The sequence below is a fragment of the Brachybacterium sp. P6-10-X1 genome (genome assembly GCF_001969445.1).
GTDB lineage: Bacteria > Actinomycetota > Actinomycetes > Actinomycetales > Dermabacteraceae > Brachybacterium.
Genome location: NZ_CP017297.1, coordinates 4025727 through 4047766 on the forward strand (window position 1 = coordinate 4025727; position 22040 = coordinate 4047766).

Annotated in this window: 18 protein-coding genes; 9 read left to right on the plus strand and 9 right to left on the minus strand. The window is 72.7% G+C overall.

Going from position 1 to position 22040, the window contains the following annotated elements; translation table 11 throughout:
- Positions 1-43: 43 nt before the first annotated feature.
- Complete coding sequence (locus BH708_RS17915) at positions 44-487, minus strand: rhodanese-like domain-containing protein (RefSeq protein ID WP_076810328.1); 444 nt, start codon at positions 485-487, stop codon at positions 44-46.
- Positions 484-2007 (minus strand): DEAD/DEAH box helicase, encoded by a 1524-nt coding sequence (locus BH708_RS17920; RefSeq protein WP_076810329.1) that lies wholly within the window; start codon positions 2005-2007, stop codon positions 484-486. Before BH708_RS17920 ends, BH708_RS17915 begins: the two co-directional genes overlap by 4 nt.
- Positions 2008-2289: 282 nt before the next feature.
- Between BH708_RS17920 and BH708_RS17925 the strand changes: the two genes are divergently transcribed.
- The 8 genes from BH708_RS17925 (at position 2290) to BH708_RS17960 (ending at position 11565) form a co-directional block, all read left to right on the plus strand.
- Positions 2290-3378 (plus strand): LacI family DNA-binding transcriptional regulator, encoded by a 1089-nt coding sequence (locus BH708_RS17925; protein WP_172805778.1) that lies wholly within the window; start codon positions 2290-2292, stop codon positions 3376-3378.
- Positions 3379-3697: 319 nt separating this feature from the next.
- Positions 3698-5653 carry a glycoside hydrolase family 2 protein gene (locus BH708_RS17930; RefSeq protein WP_083713783.1) on the plus strand — a complete coding sequence of 652 codons (1956 nt, stop codon included), beginning with the start codon at positions 3698-3700 and terminating at the stop codon, positions 5651-5653.
- Positions 5654-5725: 72 nt separating this feature from the next.
- Entirely contained in the window at positions 5726-6487 is a 762-nt protein-coding gene (locus BH708_RS17935) for a class I SAM-dependent methyltransferase (RefSeq protein ID WP_076810330.1), read from the plus strand.
- A complete protein-coding gene (locus BH708_RS17940) occupies positions 6484-7491 on the plus strand; it encodes a GNAT family N-acetyltransferase (protein WP_076810331.1) in 1008 nt (335 codons plus the stop codon). Before BH708_RS17935 ends, BH708_RS17940 begins: the two co-directional genes overlap by 4 nt.
- Positions 7492-7533: 42 nt before the next feature.
- Positions 7534-8568: a zinc-binding dehydrogenase gene (locus tag BH708_RS17945; protein WP_076810332.1), complete on the plus strand. Its 1035-nt coding sequence runs from the start codon at positions 7534-7536 to the stop codon at positions 8566-8568.
- 143 nt (positions 8569-8711) lie between these two features.
- Entirely contained in the window at positions 8712-9734 is a 1023-nt protein-coding gene (locus tag BH708_RS17950) for a ribonuclease HI family protein (protein ID WP_076810333.1), read from the plus strand.
- Entirely contained in the window at positions 9734-11011 is a 1278-nt protein-coding gene (locus tag BH708_RS17955; RefSeq protein ID WP_083713784.1) for a DUF418 domain-containing protein, read from the plus strand. Before BH708_RS17950 ends, BH708_RS17955 begins: the two co-directional genes overlap by 1 nt.
- On the plus strand, positions 11008-11565 hold the full coding sequence (locus BH708_RS17960; RefSeq protein ID WP_076810334.1) for a DUF4031 domain-containing protein: 558 nt from the start codon (positions 11008-11010) through the stop codon (positions 11563-11565). The genes BH708_RS17955 and BH708_RS17960 overlap by 4 nt, the downstream gene beginning before the upstream one ends.
- Positions 11566-11592: 27 nt before the next feature.
- Here BH708_RS17960 and BH708_RS17965 read toward each other — a convergent pair whose 3' ends face one another.
- The 5 genes from BH708_RS17965 to BH708_RS17985 all read right to left on the minus strand — a co-directional run bounded on the left by BH708_RS17965 (position 11593) and on the right by BH708_RS17985 (position 17410).
- A complete protein-coding gene (locus BH708_RS17965; RefSeq protein ID WP_253705392.1) occupies positions 11593-13176 on the minus strand; it encodes a HAMP domain-containing sensor histidine kinase in 1584 nt (527 codons plus the stop codon).
- A gap of 50 nt (positions 13177-13226) precedes the next feature.
- Complete coding sequence (locus BH708_RS17970) at positions 13227-13955, minus strand: response regulator transcription factor (protein ID WP_076810336.1); 729 nt, start codon at positions 13953-13955, stop codon at positions 13227-13229.
- 54 nt (positions 13956-14009) lie between these two features.
- On the minus strand, positions 14010-14519 hold the full coding sequence (locus BH708_RS19930) for a lipopolysaccharide assembly LapA domain-containing protein (protein WP_076810337.1): 510 nt from the start codon (positions 14517-14519) through the stop codon (positions 14010-14012).
- A gap of 190 nt (positions 14520-14709) precedes the next feature.
- Positions 14710-16365: a DNA repair helicase XPB gene (locus BH708_RS17980; RefSeq protein ID WP_076810338.1), complete on the minus strand. Its 1656-nt coding sequence runs from the start codon at positions 16363-16365 to the stop codon at positions 14710-14712.
- Positions 16366-16420: 55 nt separating this feature from the next.
- A complete protein-coding gene (locus BH708_RS17985) occupies positions 16421-17410 on the minus strand; it encodes a hypothetical protein (protein WP_076810339.1) in 990 nt (329 codons plus the stop codon).
- A 366-nt stretch (positions 17411-17776) separates the two neighbouring features.
- On the opposite strand from BH708_RS17985, the gene gndA reads away from it, so the two are divergent.
- Complete coding sequence (gene gndA / locus BH708_RS17990) at positions 17777-19240, plus strand: NADP-dependent phosphogluconate dehydrogenase (RefSeq protein WP_076810340.1); 1464 nt, start codon at positions 17777-17779, stop codon at positions 19238-19240.
- A gap of 133 nt (positions 19241-19373) precedes the next feature.
- Here the strand turns inward: gndA and BH708_RS17995 are convergent, their stop codons facing one another.
- Together BH708_RS17995 and BH708_RS18000 are read right to left on the minus strand one after the other, a co-directional pair.
- Positions 19374-19706: a hypothetical protein gene (locus tag BH708_RS17995; RefSeq protein ID WP_083713786.1), complete on the minus strand. Its 333-nt coding sequence runs from the start codon at positions 19704-19706 to the stop codon at positions 19374-19376.
- 160 nt (positions 19707-19866) lie between these two features.
- Entirely contained in the window at positions 19867-22029 is a 2163-nt protein-coding gene (locus BH708_RS18000) for a helicase-associated domain-containing protein (RefSeq protein ID WP_076810341.1), read from the minus strand.
- Between the last annotated feature and the right edge of the window lie 11 nt (positions 22030-22040).

Genomic DNA, 22040 nt, shown 5'->3' on the forward strand with positions numbered 1-22040 from the left:
CCGCAAGCTGCGCTGAGGGTCCGAGAGCGCGCCGGCCCTCAGCTCAGCGCACCTGGCGGGTGGGCTGCGCCGCCGTGGGAAGACCGGTCTCCGCGTACGCACGGAAGCCGCCGACCAGATCGGTGGCCCGATGGAACCCGAGGTCCCGCAGGTCCCGCGCGGCGAGCGAGGAGTAGTACCCCTCGTCGCAGATCACGACGACCGGATCGTCGTGATCCGGCCCGCCGTCCATGCGGTTCTCGCTGCCCGGATCCAGCCGCCATTCGAGCACGAGGCGCTCGATGACGGTGGCGCCGGGGATGTGTCCCTCGGGCTCCCGGGTGCTCGCCGAACGGATGTCGATCGCATGACCTCCCTGCGCGAGCACGGCCGCGAGGTCGTCGGCCTCGACGCGCTGGACGCCCCGGCGCGCGGCCGAGAGGATCTCGTCGATGCCGTGCCGCTCCGAGGTGTCGGCGCGGCGCCGTCCGGCGGTGCCCTGCGTCACCGGGTGCGGCCCGAGGAGAAGGACGCGAGACCGCCGCCCGAGTTCCCGCCGCGGGAGCCCTCGGAGCTGGTGGAGTACCGCGCGGGGGCGCCGTCGCGCCGTCCGCTGCGGCTGCGTGCGGGGCGGCCCTCGCCGTCCTGACCGCCGCGACCACCGGAGCGACGCGAGCCGCCGGAGCGACCGTCGCCGCCCTGGCCTCCGCGGCGGCCGCCGCCCTCACCGGGGCCTCGGCCCTGGCCACCGGAGCGACCGCGCCCGCCGCCCTGGCCGCCGCGTCCGCCGCGTCCGCCCTGGCCGCCGGAGCGCTGCGGGCGCTCGGCCGGCTCGGGCGCCCGGGGCTCGTGCATCTCGACGCGCTCACCGGGGGCGAGCTGCGAGAGCACGGGGGAGGTGGGGACCACGTGCTGGTGGACGGTGGGCTTGATGCCCGCCTTGCGCATCAGATCGCTGACGTCGCGCTTCTGCTCCGGGGTCTGGACGGTGATCACCGTGCCGGACTCACCGGCGCGCGCGGTGCGACCGGAGCGGTGCAGGTAGGCCTTGTGCTCGACGGGCGGGTCGGCGTGGACCACGAGAGCCACCTCGTCGACGTGGATGCCGCGGGCGGCGATGTCGGTGCAGACCATCGTGGTGGCCGCCCCCGAGCCGAAGGCCTCGAGGTTCCGGGTGCGGGCGTTCTGCGAGAGATTGCCGTGCAGGTCGACGGCGTCCACGCCGCGGGCGCTCAGCTTGCGGGCGAGGTTCTTCGCGCCGTACTTGGTGCGCGTGAACATGATGGTGCGGCCGGGGGCCGCGGCGAGATCGCGGAGCACATCGAACCGCGTGGCGGTGTCGACCTCGAGCACGTGGTGCTCCATGGTGCCGACAGGGCTGGAGGCCGGGTCCGCCGAGTGGGTCACGGGTTCGTGCAGGAACTGCTTGACCAGCTTGTTGACACCGGAGTCGAGGGTCGCCGAGAACAGCATCCGCTGGCCCTTCGGCGGGGTCTTCTCCAGGATCTTGCGCACCATGGGCAGGAAGCCCATGTCGGCCATGTGGTCGGCCTCGTCGATCACCGTGATCTCGACGGCGCTGAGGTCCGCATGGCCCTGACCCATGAGGTCGAGCAGGCGGCCGGGGCAGGCGATGAGCACGTCGATGCCCCCGGCGAGCGCGTTGACCTGCGGTTTCTGCCCGACACCGCCGAAGACGACAGCGCTGTGCAGACCGGTCGCGGCCGCGAGGGGCTTGAGCGATTCGGCCAGCTGCGTGGCGAGCTCACGGGTCGGGGCCAGGATCAGGGAGCGGGGCCGACGGGACGCGCGCCTGCGCGGCGTCTCGAGCAGGCGAGCCACCAGCGGCAGCAGGAAGGCGTAGGTCTTGCCCGAGCCGGTGCGGCCCCGGCCCAGGACGTCGCGCCCGGACAGGGAGTCGGGCAGCGTCGCGGCCTGGATGGGAGTGGGCTGGGTGATGCCCTGCGGCGCGAGCGCGCTCGTCAGGACAGAGGGCACGCCGAGGCGTGCGAAATCGGGGGAGGTCACGGAGATCCGTTCTGAAGATGCAGATCCCGCCCGATGCGTGGGGTCCCCGAGCGCAGCCGTGGCGATCGCTGCGGGTCCTCGCTGTCACCACCGTGCGATGGGACCTGTGCCGCGGCGGGACGACGGCACGCTGACCCCACCGTAGACCCGGCTCTGCCCAGGGGGAACGATCGACACCTCAGATGTGAGATACCCCTGCCCGGGCCCCGGGTCGGGTGCCCGATACAGTTCCGAGGTGGGCCGGGACGGGAACGGTCCGGGGCGAGAGGCGAGAAGGAGCCGATGATGGCGCGCAGGGTGAGCATCAAGGACGTCGCGCAGCGAGCCGGGGTGTCCTGGAAGACGGTCTCGAACGTCGTCAACGAGCGTCCCGTGGTGCGGGCCGACACCCGCGCGAAGGTGCTCGCCGCCATCGAGGAGCTCGGCTACGTGCCCAATCTCGTCGGCCGCGAACTGCGCGGCGGGCTCATCCGGACGATCGCCCTCGTGGTCCCGGAGCTGCAGAACCCCTACTTCGCGCGACTGGCCGAGCGGATGCAGGCCGCCGCCCGGGAGCGCGGCTACACGGTCAGCGTCGAGGTCTCGCTGCACAGCGCCGAGACCGAGCGCGCCCACGTCCGCGGTCGCACCGCGCGTCCCGTCGATGCGGTGGTGATCTCCCCGTCGGGCCTCGATCCCGAGGACCTGCTGGACAGGGTCTCCGGGCCGCCGGTCGTGCTGCTGGGGGAGACGCTTCCGGGGGCGGCCGGCGTGGTCCACGTCGCCATCGACAATGTCGCCTCCGCGGCCGACGTGGTGCGCCACCTGGTCGCAGGCGGTCATCGCCGCCTGCTGTTCCTCGGCGCCGAGGACGCGGTGCGCTCGACCGGGACGGACCGCTTGGCGGGATTCCGCGCCGCGACCCGCTTCGCCGGCCTCCCGCAGGATCCGTCCCTCGTGCGCGGAGTGGGGGAGTGGACGCGCGAAGCGGGCCGCGACGCCGCGCTGGCTGCCCTGGAGGACGGGGTGGAGTTCGACGCGGTGGTCGCCGGCAACGACCTGCTCGCCGTCGGGGTGCTGGCCGCCCTGCACGCCCGGGGCCTGGAGGTGCCCGGGGACGTGGCCGTGGTGGGCTGGGACGACACCGCCGAGGTGGCGTGGACCCGCCCTGCGCTCACCTCGATCGCCCCCGACCTCGACGCTCTCATCGCCGCCGCCCTGGATGCTGCGATCGGCGGCGCGGAGCAGGGAGATGCAGAGAAGTCCGGCGCGGGGCAGAGCGGCGCGGCGGCGGGACGCGTCGCCGAGGCCGTCATCGCGCACCGGCTGGTGGAGCGCGAGTCCACCCGGGCCGTCCCGACCAGCTCCCCGCCCGCCGCCCCGGGTGCTTGACTCATCGGTCCCCAGGGCCGGGTCCCGCCGCCGCCCCCAGGGCCGGGTCCCCGTCGCCGCAGGGATTGGTCGGGTACGGGCGCCATGGCGTGCGTCCTGGCTATATGGCCACGACGCACGCTGTAACGCCCGTTCCCGACCACAGCGCTCTGTGGACGACGGCCACGGCGCGCGCACCCGGCGGCGGCGCCCGCCTCGCTGGCGTTTCCCACGTTGCAATCATGTCTCGTGTGCGGTTGACTGATCCCTGACCGATCCGTGCCGGCGCACCGTGCGCCGGTGACTCAGCGCCGAGCATCACCGATCCCAGGAGCCGTTCGTGAACGCCCAGCCCTCCGCCCTGCCGCAGCACCTCAGCTCCCTGTTCGCCCGGGCCGATGAGCTCGCCGCGCACCTGGACGCCCCGCTGTCGGCGATCACCGACGTGCCCCGTCCGGAGCATCCCCGGCCGCAGCTGCACCGCCGAACCTGGCTGACGCTGAACGGCACCTGGCAGTTCGAGACCGACCAGGGTGACTCCGGCCGCGACCGCGGGCTGGTCGAGCGCGAGCTCGCCGGCGAGATCACCGTGCCCTTCGCTCCCGAGACGGCGGCCTCCGGGATCGGCGATCGCGACTTCCACGAGGCGGTCTGGTACCGCCGCACCGTCACCGTCCCCGCCGACTGGGAGGGTCTGCGCCCGATGCTGCGCTTCGAGGCCGTCGACCACGACGCCACCGTGTGGGCGAACGGCGTCGAGGTCGCCCGCCACCGCGGCGGCTTCACGCCCTTCGCCGCGGACCTCTCGGCCGTCCCGGGCGTCGGCCCCGGCGCGGACGTCGAGATCGTGGTGCGCGCCCGCGATCCGCACGACGTGCCGCAGGCCCGCGGCAAGCAGTCCGGCCGGTTCCGCCCCACCCATGCCTTGTACCACCGCACCACCGGCATCTGGCAGAGTGTCTGGCTCGAGGGCGTCCCCGTCGACGAGATCCGCTCCCTGCGCGTCCTGCCGTCGCTGGCCGGGCGCTCCTTCGCGATCGACGTGCCCCTGTCGCGCACCACGGCCGGCACCCGGATCGAGATCATCGCCTCCGTACCGGGCGGCGAGGACGTCGCCCGCGCCGAGGTGCGCGCCGACCTCGATCTCGCCCCGCACCTGGAGCTGGCGATCCCCGAGGACGCGCTGCGGGTCTGGGGTCCCGGGGCCCCGGAGCTGTACGCCCTCACGGTGCGTCTGCTGGGCGCCGACGGTGCGGTGCTCGACGAGGTCCGCTCCTACGCGGGGCTGCGCTCGACGTCGCTGCGCGGGAACGAGTTCCGGATCAACGGCGAGAAGGTCTTCCAGCGTCTCGTGCTCGACCAGGGGTACTGGGAGGAGTCGTTCATGACCTCCCCGACGGATCACGCGATGACCGCAGACATCCGGCTGGCGCTGGAGGCCGGGTTCAACGGTGCCCGGCTGCACCAGAAGGTCTTCGAGCAGCGGATGCTGTTCTGGTCGGATCTGCACGGCTACCTCACCTGGGGCGAGTTCGGCGACTGGGGCGTGGAGGGATTCGGCCCGATGGGGGACAACCAGCAGCCCACCGCCTCCTTCATCGGCCAGTGGGTCGAGGCCGTCCAGCGCGACCTGAACCACCCTTCGATCATCGGCTGGTGCCCCCTGAACGAGACGCACCAGGTCATGCATGACCGCATCACCCAGCTCGACGTGGTCACCCAGGCGATGTACGACGCGACCAAGCTCGCCGATCCCACCCGTCCCGTGCTGGACGCCTCCGGCTACTCCCACCGGGTCCGCGGGGCCGACGTCTACGACTCCCACTCCTACGAGCAGGATCCCGAGCGCTTCCGCACCGAGCAGGCGGGCCTGGCCGAGGGGGAGCCCTTCGCCAACCGTCGCGATCTCGCGCCCGACCAGATGCCCTTCGCCGACGGCTCCTTCTCCCTGCCCTACGCCGGTCAGCCCTACTTCGTCTCCGAGTACGGCGGCATCTGGTGGAACGAGCAGGAGGCCCGCGAGGCCGAGGAGGCCGAGCGCGCCGGGAACAACGCCGCCGTGTCCTGGGGGTACGGGCAGCGGATCCGCAGCGAGGACGAGCTCTACGAGCGCTTCGAGGGCCTGACCCGGGTGCTGCTCGAGGACCCGGGGATGTTCGCCTACTGCTACACGCAGATGACCGACGTGTTCCAGGAGAAGAACGGCATCGTCGACTTCGAGCGCGGCCGCAAGCTGGACCTCGCCCGGCTGCGGGCGGTGCAGGAGAAGGCTGCGGCGTACGAGCAGGACGCCTGAGCCGTGGGAGCGGGGCGCCCGGGGCACGGATAATCCCGTGACGCCCCGGACGACCTGCTCCACGATGGGGACATGGTCGATCAGTCACGCCTGTGGGACGCCCACGCCGCCGCCGAGTACGACACCCCCGGCGAGGGGATGTTCGCCCCGGAGGTGCTGGGTCCGACGGTCGAGCGCCTGCAGGAGCTCTCCGCCGGCGGGCCCGTCCTCGAGCTCGCGATCGGCACCGGCCGCGTCGCGATCCCGCTGCGCGAGGCCGGCGTCGAGGTCACGGGGATCGAGCTGTCGGAGGCGATGATCGCCCGGCTGCGCGAGAAGGCTGACGCCCTCGAGATCCCCGTCGTCATGGGCGACATGACCACGGCGAGCGCGGGCGAGGGGTACTCGCTGGCCTACCTCGTCTTCAACACGATCGGGAACGTCCTGACCCAGCAGCAGCAGGTGGAGTGCTTCCGCAACGCCGCCCGGCATCTCGCCCCGGGCGGCTGCTTCGTGATCGAGCTGAGCGTGCCGGACCTGCGCTCGCTCACCCCGGGCACCGGCGGCACCCTCGAGCACTCCGAGCCCGGGTACCTGCTGGTGGACACCTACGACACCCTCGCCCAGATCCTCGTCTCCCATCACGTGCACTTCGACCCCCCCGTGGACGGCTCCCGGCAGGCGAGCATCGGCCGCACCCCGCAGCGCTACGTCTGGCCCTCCGAGCTCGATCTGATGGCGCAGTTGACCGGCTTCACCCTCGAGTCCCGGTGGGCCGACTGGGACCGCTCGGAGTTCACCGCCGAGTCCCGCAGCCACGTCAGCGTCTACCGGCTCTCTACACTTGACCGGTGACCTCCACCGACACCGCTGCAGACTCCCTCACCTGGACCCCGCTCACCCTCGAGGACGTCCCGGCGCTGACCGCGCTGCTGAACCGCGTCGATCAGGCCGACGACCTCGGTGAGCCCGCCGAGGAGGCCAGCACCCGGGAGTGGCTGACGATGCCCGACCGGGACCTCGCTGGGGACTCCCTCGCCGTGCGGGACCGGGACGAGCTGGTGGCGGTCTCGCTGGCCGACGTCCACGTCTCCCTCGACCGCGACGGCCGGGCACGCTGCCAGCTGCTCGGGACGGTCGACCCCGCGTACCGCCGTCGAGGCCTCGGCACCGCCCTGTTCGAGCACGGCGAGCGCCGCGCCGCCGAGCTCGCGGCGGCACGACACCCCGGTGTCCCTGCCGTCTACCGCACCTCCGGCGGACGTGATCCTGCGGCGGGCTCGGATCCGTCTGCGCCGCGGACCGGTGGTGCCGACGTGCGCCCGCTCCTGGAGCGCCGCGGCTACCGTCGCGTGCGCAGCTGGCTGTCCATGACCCGTGAGCTGCCCGGTGCCGAACTGCCCGCCGTCGACGCCGAGGGGGCTCGGATCAGCGCCCCGGCCGACACCGAGCGTGAGGCCACCCGCCTCGCCCACCTCGCCGCCTTCGCCGACCACTGGGGCTCGGCCCCGGTCGGTGAGGAGCGCTGGAACATGATGTGGTCCTCGCACACCGCCCGCCGCGAGCTGTCGACGATCGCCGTCGACGACGAGGGCGCCGTCCTCGCCTATGCGATCGCGATGGAGGACAAGCCCGGCGTGCTGCACCTCGCCCTCGTCGGCACGCGCCCCGCCGCCCGCGGTCGTGGCATCGCGCGCGCCGTCATCGCCCGCACCCTCGACGCCGCGGCGCGGGCCGGATACTCGTCCGCTGAGCTCGAGGTCGACGCGGAATCCCTCACCGGCGCCACCCGGCTCTACGACGCCCTCGGCTTCACCCGAGAGCACGTCTACGCCACCTTCGAGAAGCCGGTCGGCTGACCTCGGCGTCGTGACGGGACGGATCTACGCGAGGATGACCCGATGAGAGCAGTGCGCTTCGACGCCTTCCGTGAGCGGCCGGCTCTGGTCGACGTCCCCGATCCCGTGTGCCCGCCGCGCGGAGCCGTGGTCTCGGTCCGTGCCACCGGGGTGTGCCGCAGCGACTGGCACGCCTGGCAGGGCCACGACGACTCCGTGCAGGTCCCGCACATCCCCGGCCACGAGTTCGCGGGCATCATCGAGCAGGTCGGCGAGGAGGTCACGCGCTTCGCCGTGGGCGAGCGGGCCACCGCCCCGTTCATCCTCGCCTGCGGCCGTTGCGTGCAGTGCCGAGCGGGCGCACCGCAGGTGTGCCCGGACCAGCATCAGCCCGGTTTCGACCTGCCCGGCTCCTGGGCCGAGAAGGTGGTGGTGATCGAGGCGGACCACAATCTCGTCGCCCTGCCCGACGGGATCGACATGACCCTCGCCGCTGGGCTCGGCTGCCGCGTCGGCACCGCGTACCACGCCGTGCGGGTGCAGGCGGCTGTTGCGCCCGATGAGCGGGTCGCCGTGTTCGGCTGCGGCGGGCTGGGCCTGGCCTGCGTGATGGTCGCGCGCGCCGCCGGCGCCGACGTGATCGCCGTCGACGTCTCCGAGCACGCCCTGGCGGCCGCCGCCGAGCTCGGGGCGACCGCGATCGCCTCCGGGGCCGACGTCGTCGACCGGGTCCGCGAGGCGTCCGGCGGCGGAGCCCATGTCACCCTCGACGCGCTGGGCTCCGCGGCGACCGCCCGCTCCGCGATCGAGGCGCTGCGCCCCTGCGGTCGCCACGTCCAGGTGGGGCTGCTGCTGGGCGAGGACGCCGACCCCTGCCTGCCCATGGGCCGGGTGATCGGGCAGGAGCTGCAGATCCTCGGCAGCCACGGCCTGGCCGTCGCGGAGTACCGCGAGCTGCTGGCCGATGTCGCCGCAGGACGCCTGGACCTCGGGTCCACCGTCGGCCGCCTGCTCACGCTCGAGGACCTGCCCTCGGCGATGCTCGCCATGGACCATCCGCCCACCGCGGCCGGGATGACCGTCGCCCGCCTGCGCTGACCGGACACCGCACGCTGGGCACCGCGCCACGTGCTTCGTCCGCCGAGGTGCTTCGTCCGCCGAGCACGAGACGAACCCCGCATCCCCCGGGCGCACGGCGGCCCCGGTGCGGGGACGACGGCCCGCTGTGGAACGATTGGCCCATGACCCTCACTGCAGCTGCCGACGGCTCCGCCCTGGGCAATCCCGGCCCGGCCGGCTGGGCCTGGTACATCGACGAGAACACCTGGCGCGCCGGCGGCTGGCCCCACGGCACCAACAACATGGGCGAGCTCAAGGCCGTGCTCGACCTGCTCGAGGCCACCGCCGTCGACGCCGATCAGCACCTGCTGATCCTCTGCGACAGCCAGTACGTCATCAACTCGGTCACGACGTGGATGCCGGGCTGGAAGCGCAAGGGCTGGCGCAAGAAGGACGGCAAGCCGGTGCTGAACGTCGAGCTGCTGAAGGACATCGATCGGGCGCTCGCCGGGCGCAGCGTCGAGTTCGAATGGGTCAAGGGCCACTCCGGGCACGCCCTGAACGAGGCCGCCGACCAGCGGGCCAATGCCGCCGCGACCGCCTTCTCGAAGTCACAGGACCCGCAGGTCGGGCCCGGATACCGCGCCTCCGGCCGGGGTACGCGCTCCCCGTCGGGCCCCGCCGCCGACCGGGCTGCTCGCACACCGTCCGCCGACGGCGGGACCCCGTCGGGCCCGGCCGCCCCGGCCCCCGCCGCCGGCCCTGCCGACGACCTCTTCAGCCTCTTCGACCAGCCCTCCGCGACCCCGGAGGCCTGCAGCACCGCCTCCGAGGAGACCGTGCTGGCCGCCGACGCCCCTGGCGCGACCGACTTCGAGCAGGTCACCGCCCGCGAGCAGGCCCTGCTGTCCGACGCCCTGCGCGCCGACGCGCCCAGCGCCGCCGAACTGCTGCACCCCTCCTTCACGGAGATCGGCGCCAGCGGTCGCACCTATGACCGCGACGCGATCCTCGCCCATCTCGCCCCGGTGCCCGGCATCCGGGCCGAGGGCTTCGTCGCCGACGACGTGGCCCCCGGCGTGGTGCTGCTGCAGTACACGACCAGCGGGCCGGACGGCGCCGCCGCCCGCAGCTCCCTGTGGGTCCGCGAGAAGGGTCGCTGGCTCCTGCGCCACCACCAGGGCACCGCGACCGACGGACGCTGATGGCACGCGCCGGGGGCGTGGGCTCCGTCCCGCTGAGCCGCCGCGCGGGCGGGCCGGATCTCGCGCGGGGCCTGGCGCTGCTCGGCATCGCTCTGGCCAACACCGTCGGCTGGCTGCACGGCTCGCCGTGGACCGTGCTGCTGAAGCAGCAGGACGCCACGGCCTGGGACCGGGTCGCCGACGTGCTGATCGCGCTGACGGTCGACAACCGCGGCTTCCCCCTGTTCGCGATGCTCTTCGGGTACGGGATCGGGAGCCTGCATCGCCGCTCCCAGGAGCGCGGGGAGCGCACCGGGCACTTCCTGCTGCGGATGCTGCGACGCCACGTGGCGCTGCTGGCGATCGGTCTGGCCCATGCGATCCTGCTGTTCCAGGGCGACATCCTCGTCGCCTACGCCCTGGTCGGGATGCTCTGCGTGCTGCTGTTGACCCGCCGCCGCGTCGTCCTGCCGCTGGCCGGCGTCATCGCCCTGCCGGCGCTCGGGGTGTGGGGCTGGATCGACGGGATCATCGGCCTGTCGGACGGAGACGGCTACGCCTCGGCCGCCGCTGCCGACTACCTCACGGGCCTGGTCCTGCGCACCGAGCTGGCGGGCTCCGAGGTGGCCACCGGTCTGGTCAGCGACATCGGTCTGCTGGCCCCGATGGCGATCGGGGTGATCGCGGCCCGGGTGCGCCTGTTCGAGGAGGTCGAGGCCAACCGTGACCTGCTCGTGCCCCTCGCGCGTCGGGGGATCGGGATCGGCCTGGTGGGAGCGGTGCCGCTGACCGCGGTGCTGGTCCTGGATCCCGGCCATCAGGTCCTCGACTCCGAGACCGCGCTCGGCGTCCTCGGGCTGGTCCACCAGTACAGCGGGCTGGTCGGCGCGCTCGGCCTCGCCGCGGCCGCCGCCCTGGTCGCCGAGCACGTCCGGGCCCGGGGCGCCGCCACCGGGCAGGGCCGGCTGCTGGACCGTGCGGTGCACGGCGTCGAAGCCCTGGGGGCGGTGTCGCTGAGCGCCTATGTGGGCCAGTCCCTCGTCTTCGCGGCCCTGTTCCCGCCGTACGCCCTCGACCTCGGGGCCCGGCTGGGCACGGCGGGCGCCGCTGTGATCGTCGTGGTGACCTACCTGGCGATGATCCCGCTCGCGGCCGCGCTGCGGCGCGGCGAGCACCGCGGACCGCTCGAGGTGGTGCTGCGTGCACTGGCCGGCTCGAGCATGCCCCGCGGGACCGTCCCGGACCCCGCGGCACCGGCCGCCACAGCCCCCGCGCGACGCCCTGGAGGTTGCCCGTGACCGTCTACGCCGACACCCCGCGGTGGCCCCGCCACGGCATGGTCTGGGGCCACCTGATCTCGGACACCTCGCTCACGGAGCTGCACGGTATCGCGGCCCGGGCCGCCCTGCCGCCGCGCTCCTTCGACCTCGACCACTACGACTGGCCCGAACCGGCGCGCACCGACCTCGAGGCCGTCGGCGTCCGCTTCGTCGAGGCGGGGGAGCTCACCCGGATCCTCATCCGCTCCGGTCTGAGGATCCGCCTCGTCGACCGCCCTGCCGCCCGCGCCCGTCGCTCCGCCGAGCACGCGGCGCAGCTGGGCCTGGCTCCGGTCCCACAGGACCTGATCTGGGGACCGACCGGTCACGTCGACCCGCTTCCGCTGCCGCACGAGGCGGCACCGGGCGCCTTCCGGATGACGCGGGACGATCCTGCGGCCCCGCCCCGCGTGGAAGCACACGAGATGTCCGGACGCCGCGCCGCCGCGGCCCTGCTCGAGGAGCTCGACGAGCTCTCCCAGCAGGCGAGCGGGCGGGTGTTCATCGGCCAGGTGCTCGGTGGCGGGGACTGAGACGTCGGCCCGCGCTCGGCGGAGCCCTCAGGGACCGGACGACGGGCTCTGCGGATCGCCGGGGGTCCGGGGGCCCGTCGGCTCGCCGGGGGACTGCGGGCTCGTCAGCGCCTGCACCTGATCGGGCTGGGAGCGGTGCTCCGCCTCGACGTCGCTGCCGGGCAGCTCGATCCAGAACGTGGATCCGCCGCCGGGCGTCTCGGTGACCCCGATGGTGCCGCGATGCTGCTGGACGATGGTGGCCGCGATGGACAGGCCCAGACCCGCGCCGCCGCCCTGGGTGGCCGAGCGCACCCGGGAGGAGTCCGTGCGGTAGAAGCGCTCGAACACCTTCTCGCGCTGGTCGTCGTCGATGCCCTCGCCGTGGTCGCGGACCTCGATGCGCACGGTGCCCTCGTCGGTGTACCCCACGGCGATCTCCACCGCCGACCCCTTGGGGGTGTGCCGGTTCGCGTTGCCCACCAGGTTGAGGATCACCTGGCGCAGGGACGCCTCGTCGCCGAGCACCCCGATCGACAGGTGGGGCTGGACCGACACCGGGGTCCCCGACAGCGAGACCACCATGACCTGGCGGCCCGGGTCCAGCGCGCGCAGGTCCTGAGCCGCATCGAAGAGGGCGTCGGTGAGGTCGATCGGCTCCAGGGCCAGGTCCGGGTTCTCGTCCAGGCGCGCCAGACGCAGGAGGTTCTCCACCAGCGATCCCATGCGTCGGGCCTCGTCCTCGATGCGGCGCATCGCCGAGGCGACGTCCTCGTCGGATCCCAGCGCGCCCATCCGGTACAGCTCCCCGAAGCCGCGGATGGCGGCCAGCGGGGTGCGCAGCTCATGGGAGGCATCGCCCACGAAACGGCGCATCCGGGCCTCGGAGCGGGTGGCGTGCTCCTCGGAGGCGGACTGCGCGGCGAAGGACTGCTCGATCCGCACCAGCATCTCGTTCAGCGATCGCGCGAGGGCATGGACCTCGAGGCTGGTGTCGGTGACCGGGACGCGGCGGGAGAGGTCCCCGCCGGCGATCTGGGAGGCCGTGGCCTCGACATCCTGCAGCGGCTCGAGGGCGCGGTGCGTCATGAAACCGCCCAGCCCCATCCCGACCAGCACCACGAGGGTGCCGACCAGCACGATGATCAGCGCCATCTCGTGCATCGTGCGGTCCACCCCGGTCAGCGGCAGCGCCACGTACACGCTGCCCTTCTCGGGCCCGGAATTGAGCATGGCGACGACGCGCCAACGGTTCTCCGAGGAGTCCAGGACGGTGAAGGGCCGGCCGCCGCGCTGGAGGATCTCCTCGTCCGAGAGGTCCGGGAAGGGGACCGCCACGTCGCCGTTGCCGTAGTGGACGACGACCTGCTCGATCGGGACGCCGTTCTCGTCGCGGACCTCCACGGCGTACTCCACCGGGGTGTAGACGCTGCTGCGGACGTCGTCGTCCACGTCCCCGGCGAGCTCGCGCTGGGCCAGCGAGAGCATCTCTCCCATGCCCGAGTGGAGGTTGTTGTCCACCGACTGGATCAGGGTGCGATTCAGCAGGAACAGCGACAGGCTCCCGGTGATGACGACGCCGATGACCAGCAGCAGGGAGATCAGAGCGACGATCCGTGTCCACAGGGACACGGGTCGGTCAGTGCGCAGGGTCGGCAGCGTCACTACTCAGCGGGCGTCTCTCAGGAGGCGTCGGCGGCGCGCAGCACGTAGCCGATGCCGCGCTTGGTGTGGATCATCGGGTCGCCGATGACGTCGATCTTGCGGCGCAGGTAGGAGATGTAGGACTCGACGATGCCGACCTCGCCGGACCAGTCGTAGTCCCACACGTGGTCGAGGATCTGCGTCTTGGACACGACGCGGCCCGCGTTGAGCATGAGGTAGCGCAGGAGCTTGAACTCGGTGGGGGACAGCTCGATGGTGACGTCGGCCCGGTAGACCTCGTGGGAATCCTCGTCCAGGCGGAGGTCCCCGACCACCAGGGAGCTGTCGATCGTCGCGTCGTGGCCGCCGTGGGTGCGGCGCAGCACCGCGCGGATGCGGGCGACGACCTCCTCCAGACTGAACGGCTTGGTGACGTAGTCGTCCCCGCCGACGGTGAGCCCTGCCACCTTGTCCTGGGTCTCGTCCTTCGCCGTCAGGAACAGGATGGGGTACTGCTCGCCGCGGTCGCGCAGGCGTCGGGTGACGGTGAAGCCGTCCATGTCCGGCAGCATCACGTCGAGGACGACGAGATCGGGCTGGTGCTCGGTGGCCTCGCGGATCGCCTCGTTGCCGGTGGAGGCGGTGAACACCTCGAAGCCGGCGAAACGCAGGGATGTCGCGAGGAGGTCGCGGATGTTCGGCTCATCGTCCACGACGAGCAGTCGGGCCTCGAAATCCTGGTCTTCGGTCGTGGCAGTCGTAGTCATGGCTCCACGGTGCTCCTGATTCGTGAGAATCGGCTGAATGCTGACTGGGCGGAATCAGCGGGCCGCGCGCTGGATCTTCTCCTGCTGCTTGCGCAGCTTGCGGATCGTCCAGCTCATCTGGATCATCCGCACCGAGCCGACCAGGGCCATGACCAGTGCGCCGGCGATGGCCGCGAGCAGCATTGCCACGCCCAGGGGCAGCTCGAAGCTCGCGCCGAAGTAGTCGAAGCTCGCCGGAGCGCTGTTCTGGATCACGAAGATCAGCAGGAGCACCAGCACGATCGCACCGAGGATCAGGGAGATCCAGATCCCGGCCGTCCGGCCGCCGCCGGAGGAGACGGGCTCCACGGGCTCGGGCTGTTTCGTCCGCTGCGCCGGCCGTTCGGCGGTGCCCGTGCCGTCCCCGGGGTCGGCGGCGCGGCGACCCCGTGCCGGCTCGGCGGGGCCGTCCGTCCCTGCCGGTGCCTCGCGAGCGTGATCCCGCCCGGTGGCGCCGTCGGCATCTGCGCCGTCCGCGGGCGTGCGGTCTGTGGGACGGTCCGGGGTCTCGGGTCCGGTGCTCATGGTCGCTCCTCGAATTCGGGTGCCGGGATGTCTCCCGTGCGGCCGACGGGGGAAGGCGGCCGCTGAGCACACTGTAACGATTCGGGGAACGCGCAGGCCGCAGGGACCCCGTGTGCCAGCGGTGTGGAAGCACCCGCCGACCCTCCCCAGGAGGCCGAGCTTCCCGCGCGGGGTGGCACCGCCCGAGGCGTCAGCTCCCCTCGTGCGCGGTCTCCGGCTCGTCGGCGTCCACGATCGTGTAGGCGTAGCCCTGCTCCGCCAGGAAGCGCTGGCGATGGGCCGCATAGTCCTGGTCCTGGGTGTCTCGCATGACCACGGTGTAGAAGTGCGCGGACCGCCCGTCGGCCTTCGGACGCAGCAGGCGGCCCAGGCGCTGCGCCTCCTCCTGCCGAGACCCGAAGGCACCGCTGACCTGCACCGCGACCGAGGCCTCCGGGAGGTCGACCGAGAAGTTCGCGACCTTGGAGACCACCAGTCGCGTCAGCTCCCCGCTCCGGAAGGCCGCGAACAGCTCCTGGCGGCGCCGGACCGGCGTCCGGCCGGTGACGAGCTCGGCGTCCAGCTGGTCGGCGATCTCCTCGAGCTGGTCGAGGTACTGGCCGATCACCAGCATCGGTTCGCCCCGATGCCCGGCGGCGATGCGCTGGACCACGTCGATCTTGGCCGGATGCGCGGCGCCGAGCCGGGGTCGGTCCCCGACGTCGGCCATCGCATAGGCCATGCGGTCCGCCGACGGCATCGCGACCCGGACCTCGGTGCAGTCGGCCGGGGCGATGTAGCCCTGACCCTCGATGTCCTTCCACGGGGCGTCATAGCGCTTGGGCCCGATCAGCGAGAACACCTCACCCTCGCGGCCGTCCTCGCGCACCAGGGTCGCGGTCAGGCCCAGACGGCGCCGAGCCTGCAGATCCGCGGTCATGCGGAAGACGGGAGCCGGCAGCAGGTGGACCTCGTCGTAGACGATCAGGCCCCAGTCCCGGGCGCTCATCAGCTCCAGATGCGGATGGACGCCCTTCCGCTTCGTCGTCAGCACCTGATAGGTCGCGATCGTGATCGGTCGGACCTCCTTGGTCGCCCCGGAGTACTCGCCGATCTCGTCCTCGGTCAGTGTGGTCCGGGCCAGCAGCTCGTCCTTCCACTGGCGGGCCGAGACCGTCGAGGTCACCAGGATCAGCGTGGTGCGGCCCATCGCCGCCATCGCCCCGGCCCCGACCAGAGTCTTGCCCGCCCCGCAGGGGAGGACGACCACGCCGCTGCCGCCGTGGCGGAAGCTGTCGACCGCCTCGGCCTGGTACGGCCGCAGCGACCAGTCCTCCTCGCGCAGGGCGATGGCGTGGGACTCGCCGTCGACGTAGCCGGCCAGGTCCTCGGCGGGCCACCCCAGCTTCAGCAGCGCCTGCTTGAGGGCGCCCCGTGCGGAGGGGTGGACGATCACGGTCTCCTCGTCGATCCGCTCGCCCAGCATCCCCTGGATGCGGCGGGCCCGGGAGACCTCCTCGAGCACGGCCCGGTCCAGGGCGTGCAGGACCAGACCGTGGGCGGGGTCGGCCAGCAGCTGCAGCCGCCCGTAGCGGTCCATCGTGTCCGCCACGTCGATCAGCAGCGCATGGGGGACCGGGTAGCGCGAATGGTCCACGAGCGCGGCCACCACGGACTCGGCGTCGTAGCCCGCGGCGCGCGCGTTCCACAGGCCCAGATCCGTGATCCGATAGGTGTGGACGTGCTCCGGCGCCCGCTCCAGCTCCGCGAAGGCGGCGATCGCGGCGCGGGCGGCCTGCCCCCGAGGGTGGGCGACCTCGAGCAGGAGGGACTTGTCGCTCTGGACGATGAGGGGACCGTCGGTCATCGGATCAGACTACGCGGGGGCCGACGCCGCGGGGCGGGCGGGCGATCCGCCTCGCTCAGCCGCGGGCGGGCTCCGGCAGCTCCCTGCCGCTCAGCCGCTCGTACATCCCGATGTAGGCCAGCACCATGAACGGCACGAGGACGATGACGGAGATCACGATCATGCCCGCGATCGAGCCGATCACGGCGAGCGCCAGGACCATCACGATCGAGGTCCCGAGGTTGTTCTTGACCAGCGAGAAGCTCTCCTTGATCGCCTCGCCGGGGGAGGCGCCGCGCACCGCCGCAGGCACCGCGTACATCAGCACCACGGAGGCGATGATCCCGGGGATGTAGAGCAGGAGGAATCCGACGGCCGTGATCACCAGGACGAGCAGCGCCGTGAGGATGATCCGCATCGGACCGATCATCGCCTGGCCGATGCTCGGACGCCCTCCCTCGAGGATCACGCCGGCCGCGCGGGCGGACCCCGACTGCCACAGCAGGTTGAGCGGAATGCACAGCAGCGACGCGGCGAGGATGATCCCGTACAGGGTCAGCAGGGCTCCGATCGGCGGGTCATCGGAGCTCGCGGTCGCCTCCATCTGCGGGATCGTGAGCACGAAGCCGAGGACGGACCCGCCGGCGATCAGCACGAACATCACGACGCTGTAGATCAGTCCGGCGATGATGAACGCGGCGGGGTTGCGCAGCAGCGAGTTCCCGGCGAACTTCAGCGCGGCGCCGAGATCGGAGGCGAGGTCCGTGCCCGGCGGCGGGCCGGCGGCGGGCGAGGCGGCCGGCGCCTGCTGACCCCACGCGTCCCTCCCGACCGGGGCCGGAGCGTTCCCCGCCCCGTAGCCCGCGGAGGGAGACGGCTGGCCGTACGGCCCGGCGGGGGACGGCTGGCCGAACTGACCACCAGGTGCCGGCTGGCCGTACTGGTCCGCAGGGGAGGGCTGGCCGTAGGCGCCGGGCTGCGCCGGCGACGGCTGGCCGTACGGGTCGGAACCCGGTGCGGGCGATGGCTGGCCGTACGGATCGTGTGGGGGCGGGGGAACAGTCATCAGGTGGTTCTACTCTCGCGAGGGCGGGCCGTGCTCGGCGACGCGACGACGACGGTCAAGGGCCCGGCAGGGACGGCTGCACCGTCCCGACGGGGACGGCACCACGGTACGTGCCCGGGGCCCGGAGTCGCACCCGACCCGGGGCGACGATGCCGTCCGGGGCCCGGGACCTTCGTCGGCAGGGTCGGGGAGGCCGACCATCGCCACCCGCCGCCGCGTCGGCGCACGGCAAGGACCGGCACGCCCCGTCGCCGCAGGCGCGACTTCCCTAGAATGGCCATGATGGTCCGGGACCCCGCCCTCGGCCGACCTGCTCGGTCCGGCGGTCCGACCCGGCTCGACAGTCACCCGACCTGAGGAGAACCCATGGCTAGCTTCGCTCCGTCCCCCGCCGATGTCGCGGACATCGGCGTCACCGGAATGGCGGTGATGGGCTCCAATCTGGCCCGGAACCTCGCCCGCAACGGCTACAAGGTCGCCCTCCACAACCGCAGCGTCGGCAAGACCGAGACGGTCATCGCGGAGCACGGCGGCGACGGCGAGTTCTACCCCTCGGAGTCCATGGAGGACTTCGTCGCCTCGCTGCAGAAGCCGCGCGTCGCGATCATCATGGTCAAGGCCGGAGGGCCCACCGACGCCGTGATCGAGGAGCTGTCCTCCCTCATGGAGGAGGGTGACATCATCGTCGACGCCGGCAACGCGCTGTTCACCGACACCCGTCGCCGCGAGGCCGCGCTGCGCGAGAAGGGCCAGCACTTCGTCGGCGCCGGCGTCTCCGGCGGCGAGGAGGGCGCGCTGAACGGCCCCTCGATCATGCCCGGCGGGACCAAGGAGTCCTACGACCGCCTCGGCCCGATGTTCGAGACGATCTCCGCGAAGGCCGAGGACGGCGCCCCGTGCTGCGTGCACGTCGGCTCCGACGGCGCGGGTCATTTCGTCAAGATGGTCCATAACGGCATCGAGTACGCCGACATGCAGGTCATCTCCGAGGCCTACGACATGATGTCCAAGGCGCTCGGCATGGACGCCTCCGCCATCGGCGACGTGTTCGACGAGTGGAACAAGGGCGATCTGGAGTCCTTCCTCATCGAGATCACCGCCACCGTGCTCCACCACAAGGACGCCACCACCGGCGAGCCCTTCGTCGACGTGGTCCTCGACCAGGCCGCCCAGAAGGGCACCGGCGCCTGGACCGTGAAGACCGCGCTGGATCTCGGCGTGCCGGTCACCGGCATCGCCGAGGCGACCTTCGCCCGATCCATCTCCGGCGGCACCCCGCAGCGGGAGGCCGCCCGCGGTGTCCTGCCCGGCGAGGAGCAGGAGCTCGAGATCGCCGACCCCGCGCAGTTCATCGACGATCTCCAGAAGGCGCTGTACGCGGCGAAGCTGGTCTCCTATTCGCAGGGCTTCGACGAGATCGCGGCCGGTGCCGAGGAGTTCGGCTGGGACATCGACCTCGGCGACATGGCGAAGATCTGGCGCGAGGGCTGCATCATCCGCGCCCGCTTCCTCGACCGCATCACCGAGGCCTACACGCGCGATCCGAAGCTCTCGCTGCTGCTGAGCGACGAATACTTCACCACCGAGATCGCCAAGTGCATCCCGGCGTGGCGTCGTGTGGTGGCCTTCGCGGCCTCCAGCGGCTACCCGGTCCCCGTGTTCGCCTCCACCCTGTCCTACTACGACTCGGTCCGTGCCGAGCGCCTCCCGGCCGCCCTGGTCCAGGCCCAGCGCGACTACTTCGGCGCCCACACCTACCAGCGCGTCGACGTCGAGGGCACCTTCCACGTGGAGTGGTCCGAGGATCGTCGCGAGACCAAGCAGGACTGACCGTGTCCGGGGCCGCCCAGCGCGGGTGGCCCCGGAACCACGCTCGGGAGGTGGACGTCGCTCCGCCCGCCCCGGACATGCGGAAGGCCCGGACCATCAGGTCCGGGCCTTCCCGTCGTGCGCTGCGCGAGCGTCAGTACGTCTGCATGTTCGCGGTGAACGCTCCCGAGAGGAGCGCCAGCACGATGAGGATGATGTAGAGGATCCAGCCGATCGCGAAGATGATCCAGCCCCACTTGTAGAGCTTGTTCGCCAGCGGGAGGTCGGTGTCGGCCTTCACGAGACCCATGATCGCGAGCACCAGCGTGATGAGGTTGCCGCCGCAGAGGAACGACACGACGATCTGCACGATCCACTTGGTCTTGGACACCGGCTGGTTGCCGCCGAAGCCTCCGGCCTGCCCGCCGACGCCGCCGCCGGGGGCGTTGAAGTTGCCGCCGGGGGCGTTGGGGTTCATGTCGGTCATGGTGATTCCCTCCGAAAGTCCTGCGGGTCTGTTCCCCTGGGTGCTGTCGACGCCGCAGGAGTGACCCGCGCGACGTCGGGGACAGCATAGCCAGAGGTCCCCGTGGCTGCGCCATGGGGAGGACTCCCCATGGCGTGTCGTCGGCCGGTCACGGCTCCCGCTATCCCAGCGTCACCCGGTGGACGAGCACCGTGAACTCCTCGTCGTGGCCGCGCTCGCGGGCGCGCAGGCGCCCGCCCTCGAGGGAGAGGGGCCGCACCTGCTTGACGATCACGCCGCCGCGGCCGTCGACGATCCCGAGCGGCAGCTCGCCCTCGTGGGCGATCGCGTCCAGCAGGCGATCGGTCACCGACAGATCGGTCGCGCCCTCCTCCGCCGCCCGGATCCGGGCCACGGCCTCGGGGGCCGGGACGCGCAGCTCGGGGCCGTCGACGGTGACGAGGTCGGGGTCGACGGGCCCACCGGGCAGCGAGTGCGCGAGCTCGGGCCCGGCCGGGCGCCCGTCGGGCCCGACGGCCTGCGGGGAGAGCCCGGCCTGCCGGGCCACCTGGAGGGCGAAACCGGGATCGGAGAGGGTCACCGCGACCGTCGGGGCCAGGCGGTGCACTGCCAGGGCCGACGCTTCGGGGGCCACCTGCAGCAGGTCCAGCACCTCCGGTTCCGCGGTGAGCACGGTGGTGGCTCGCGAGACCTGCACCCGACCGTGGCGACGCTGCTCGTCGCGCAGCAGATAGGTCAGCGCCTGCGGGACGGGGGAGCGGGAGGCGTCCTCGAGCAGGACCAGCAGTGCCTCGGCGTCGCGCCCGGCCCCCAGCGCCCGGCGCACCGAGGTGGTGCTGAAGCGCAGCGTGAGGGCACCGCCGCGGGAGACCACCTCGGCCCAGTCCAGCAGCGGCAGCAGGCGCTCGGCCGGACGGCCGGGGACCACGGCCGTGAGGTCCGCATCCAGCAGCACCTCGTCGACCGGGACCGGGGCCGCGGCCCGCAGCGCCCCCGCGAGCCGGGCGTCGGCCTCGGTGACGTCCTCGTCGAGGGCGAGCACGAGCTCCTGCCCGAGCACGGTCAGGGCTCCGCCGTCGAGCACCCCGAGCGCCTCGCCCTCGGTCAGCAGCGCCGCCGTCTCCTCCTCGATCACGTCGGCCGGGACCAGCGGGAAGGCCCAGGCCAGACAGAGCCCCAGGGAATCGGCCGTGGCATGGACGCCCGGGCAGGTCCGCAGGGTGCGCAGCAGGCTTCCCCGGCGGGTGCGCACCCCGTCGCGCCGGGTCAGGTCCGACAGCAGGGCGCGGCCGGTGCCCGAGGAGTCCGGGGTGCCGACGACCGCGGCGAGGTGGTGCCCGTGGACCCAGGCGAGCACGAGCTCCGTCCACCGCTGCTCGGGGGCCTGGACGCGGTGGGCGTCCCAGTCGCGCGTGGGATGCCATTCCTGGCCGTCGTGGCCGATCAGCCCGGCCTGCCAGGCCGACTGCAGCACGGTCGCGACGGTGAGCACGGGAGCTCCGGCACGATCGGCGAGGCGCCGCAGGTCCCGCTGGGGGATCCCGCCGCGACGCAGCACCCCGGGAGGGTCCTCGTCGAAGCCGCGGACCGTGCTCAGCAGACGCAGCGCCTCGAAGGCCTGCTCGACGGCCTGGGCGGACCGTGATCCGGCGATCCGCTCGGTGACCTCCGGCCCGTCCGGCACGGGGCGCCGGGCGGCATGGGAGCGGCGCACGCGTCCACCGCGCAGCGCCAGATGGATGCTGCGGGGGATGTGCAGCGTGCCGTCCTCACCGGTCACGACGATGCCGACCTCCCGCAGCTCCTTCGCGAGCCGCCCGTGGCCCTCGACGGTCGCGGGCCCCCAGGCCAGAGTCTCCAGAACGTCCGGCATCGACGCGCGGGCGGCGGCCACCCGGCGTTCGGCGACCTCTGCCGAGGGGTCGTCGGCCGAGGCGGGGGCGAGGCCGGCCGGGGTGCGCAGCCCCTCGCGCAGGGGCCGGATCAGGTGCAGCTCGTCCTCACCCCACACCAGGGCGAGAGTGGTCAGCCGTTCGAGGGCGGGGGAGATCGTCGCAGGGTCAGAGGAGACCGACTCGGCCAGGGCGGACGGCGCCGTGCCGTCCTCGAGCACGGCGAGGGCTTCGACGAGGTGGAGCTCCGGCAGCCGCAGCGCCCCGAGGGCGCGACGGGCGGAGGTGGCGCCGGCGGCCCGGGCCGCGAGCGGACCGAGCCCCTTGGGAAGCGGCGAGGCGAGGTCCGGCCGGGCGACGAGCAGCGCCTCCAGGCGATCGTCGCCGAACCGTCGCAGGGAGTCCGCGAGGGACCGGATCACAGCGCTCATGATGATTCCAG

Bases quoted from the DNA above. Each gene is read 5' to 3' on its own strand.
- BH708_RS17925 (WP_172805778.1), top strand. From the start codon at position 2,290: ATGATGGCGCGCAGGGTGAGCATCAAGGACGTCGCGCAGCGAGCCGGG.
- BH708_RS17935 (WP_076810330.1), top strand. From the start codon at position 5,726: ATGGTCGATCAGTCACGCCTGTGGGACGCCCACGCCGCCGCCGAGTAC.
- BH708_RS17945 (WP_076810332.1), top strand. From the start codon at position 7,534: ATGAGAGCAGTGCGCTTCGACGCCTTCCGTGAGCGGCCGGCTCTGGTC.
- BH708_RS17950 (WP_076810333.1), top strand. From the start codon at position 8,712: ATGACCCTCACTGCAGCTGCCGACGGCTCCGCCCTGGGCAATCCCGGC.
- BH708_RS17955 (WP_083713784.1), top strand. From the start codon at position 9,734: ATGGCACGCGCCGGGGGCGTGGGCTCCGTCCCGCTGAGCCGCCGCGCG.
- BH708_RS17970 (WP_076810336.1), bottom strand. From the start codon at position 13,955: ATGACTACGACTGCCACGACCGAAGACCAGGATTTCGAGGCCCGACTG.
- BH708_RS19930 (WP_076810337.1), bottom strand. From the start codon at position 14,519: ATGAGCACCGGACCCGAGACCCCGGACCGTCCCACAGACCGCACGCCC.
- BH708_RS17980 (WP_076810338.1), bottom strand. From the start codon at position 16,365: ATGACCGACGGTCCCCTCATCGTCCAGAGCGACAAGTCCCTCCTGCTC.
- BH708_RS17985 (WP_076810339.1), bottom strand. From the start codon at position 17,410: ATGACTGTTCCCCCGCCCCCACACGATCCGTACGGCCAGCCATCGCCC.
- gndA (WP_076810340.1), top strand. From the start codon at position 17,777: ATGGCTAGCTTCGCTCCGTCCCCCGCCGATGTCGCGGACATCGGCGTC.
- BH708_RS17995 (WP_083713786.1), bottom strand. From the start codon at position 19,706: ATGACCGACATGAACCCCAACGCCCCCGGCGGCAACTTCAACGCCCCC.
- BH708_RS18000 (WP_076810341.1), bottom strand. From the start codon at position 22,029: ATGAGCGCTGTGATCCGGTCCCTCGCGGACTCCCTGCGACGGTTCGGC.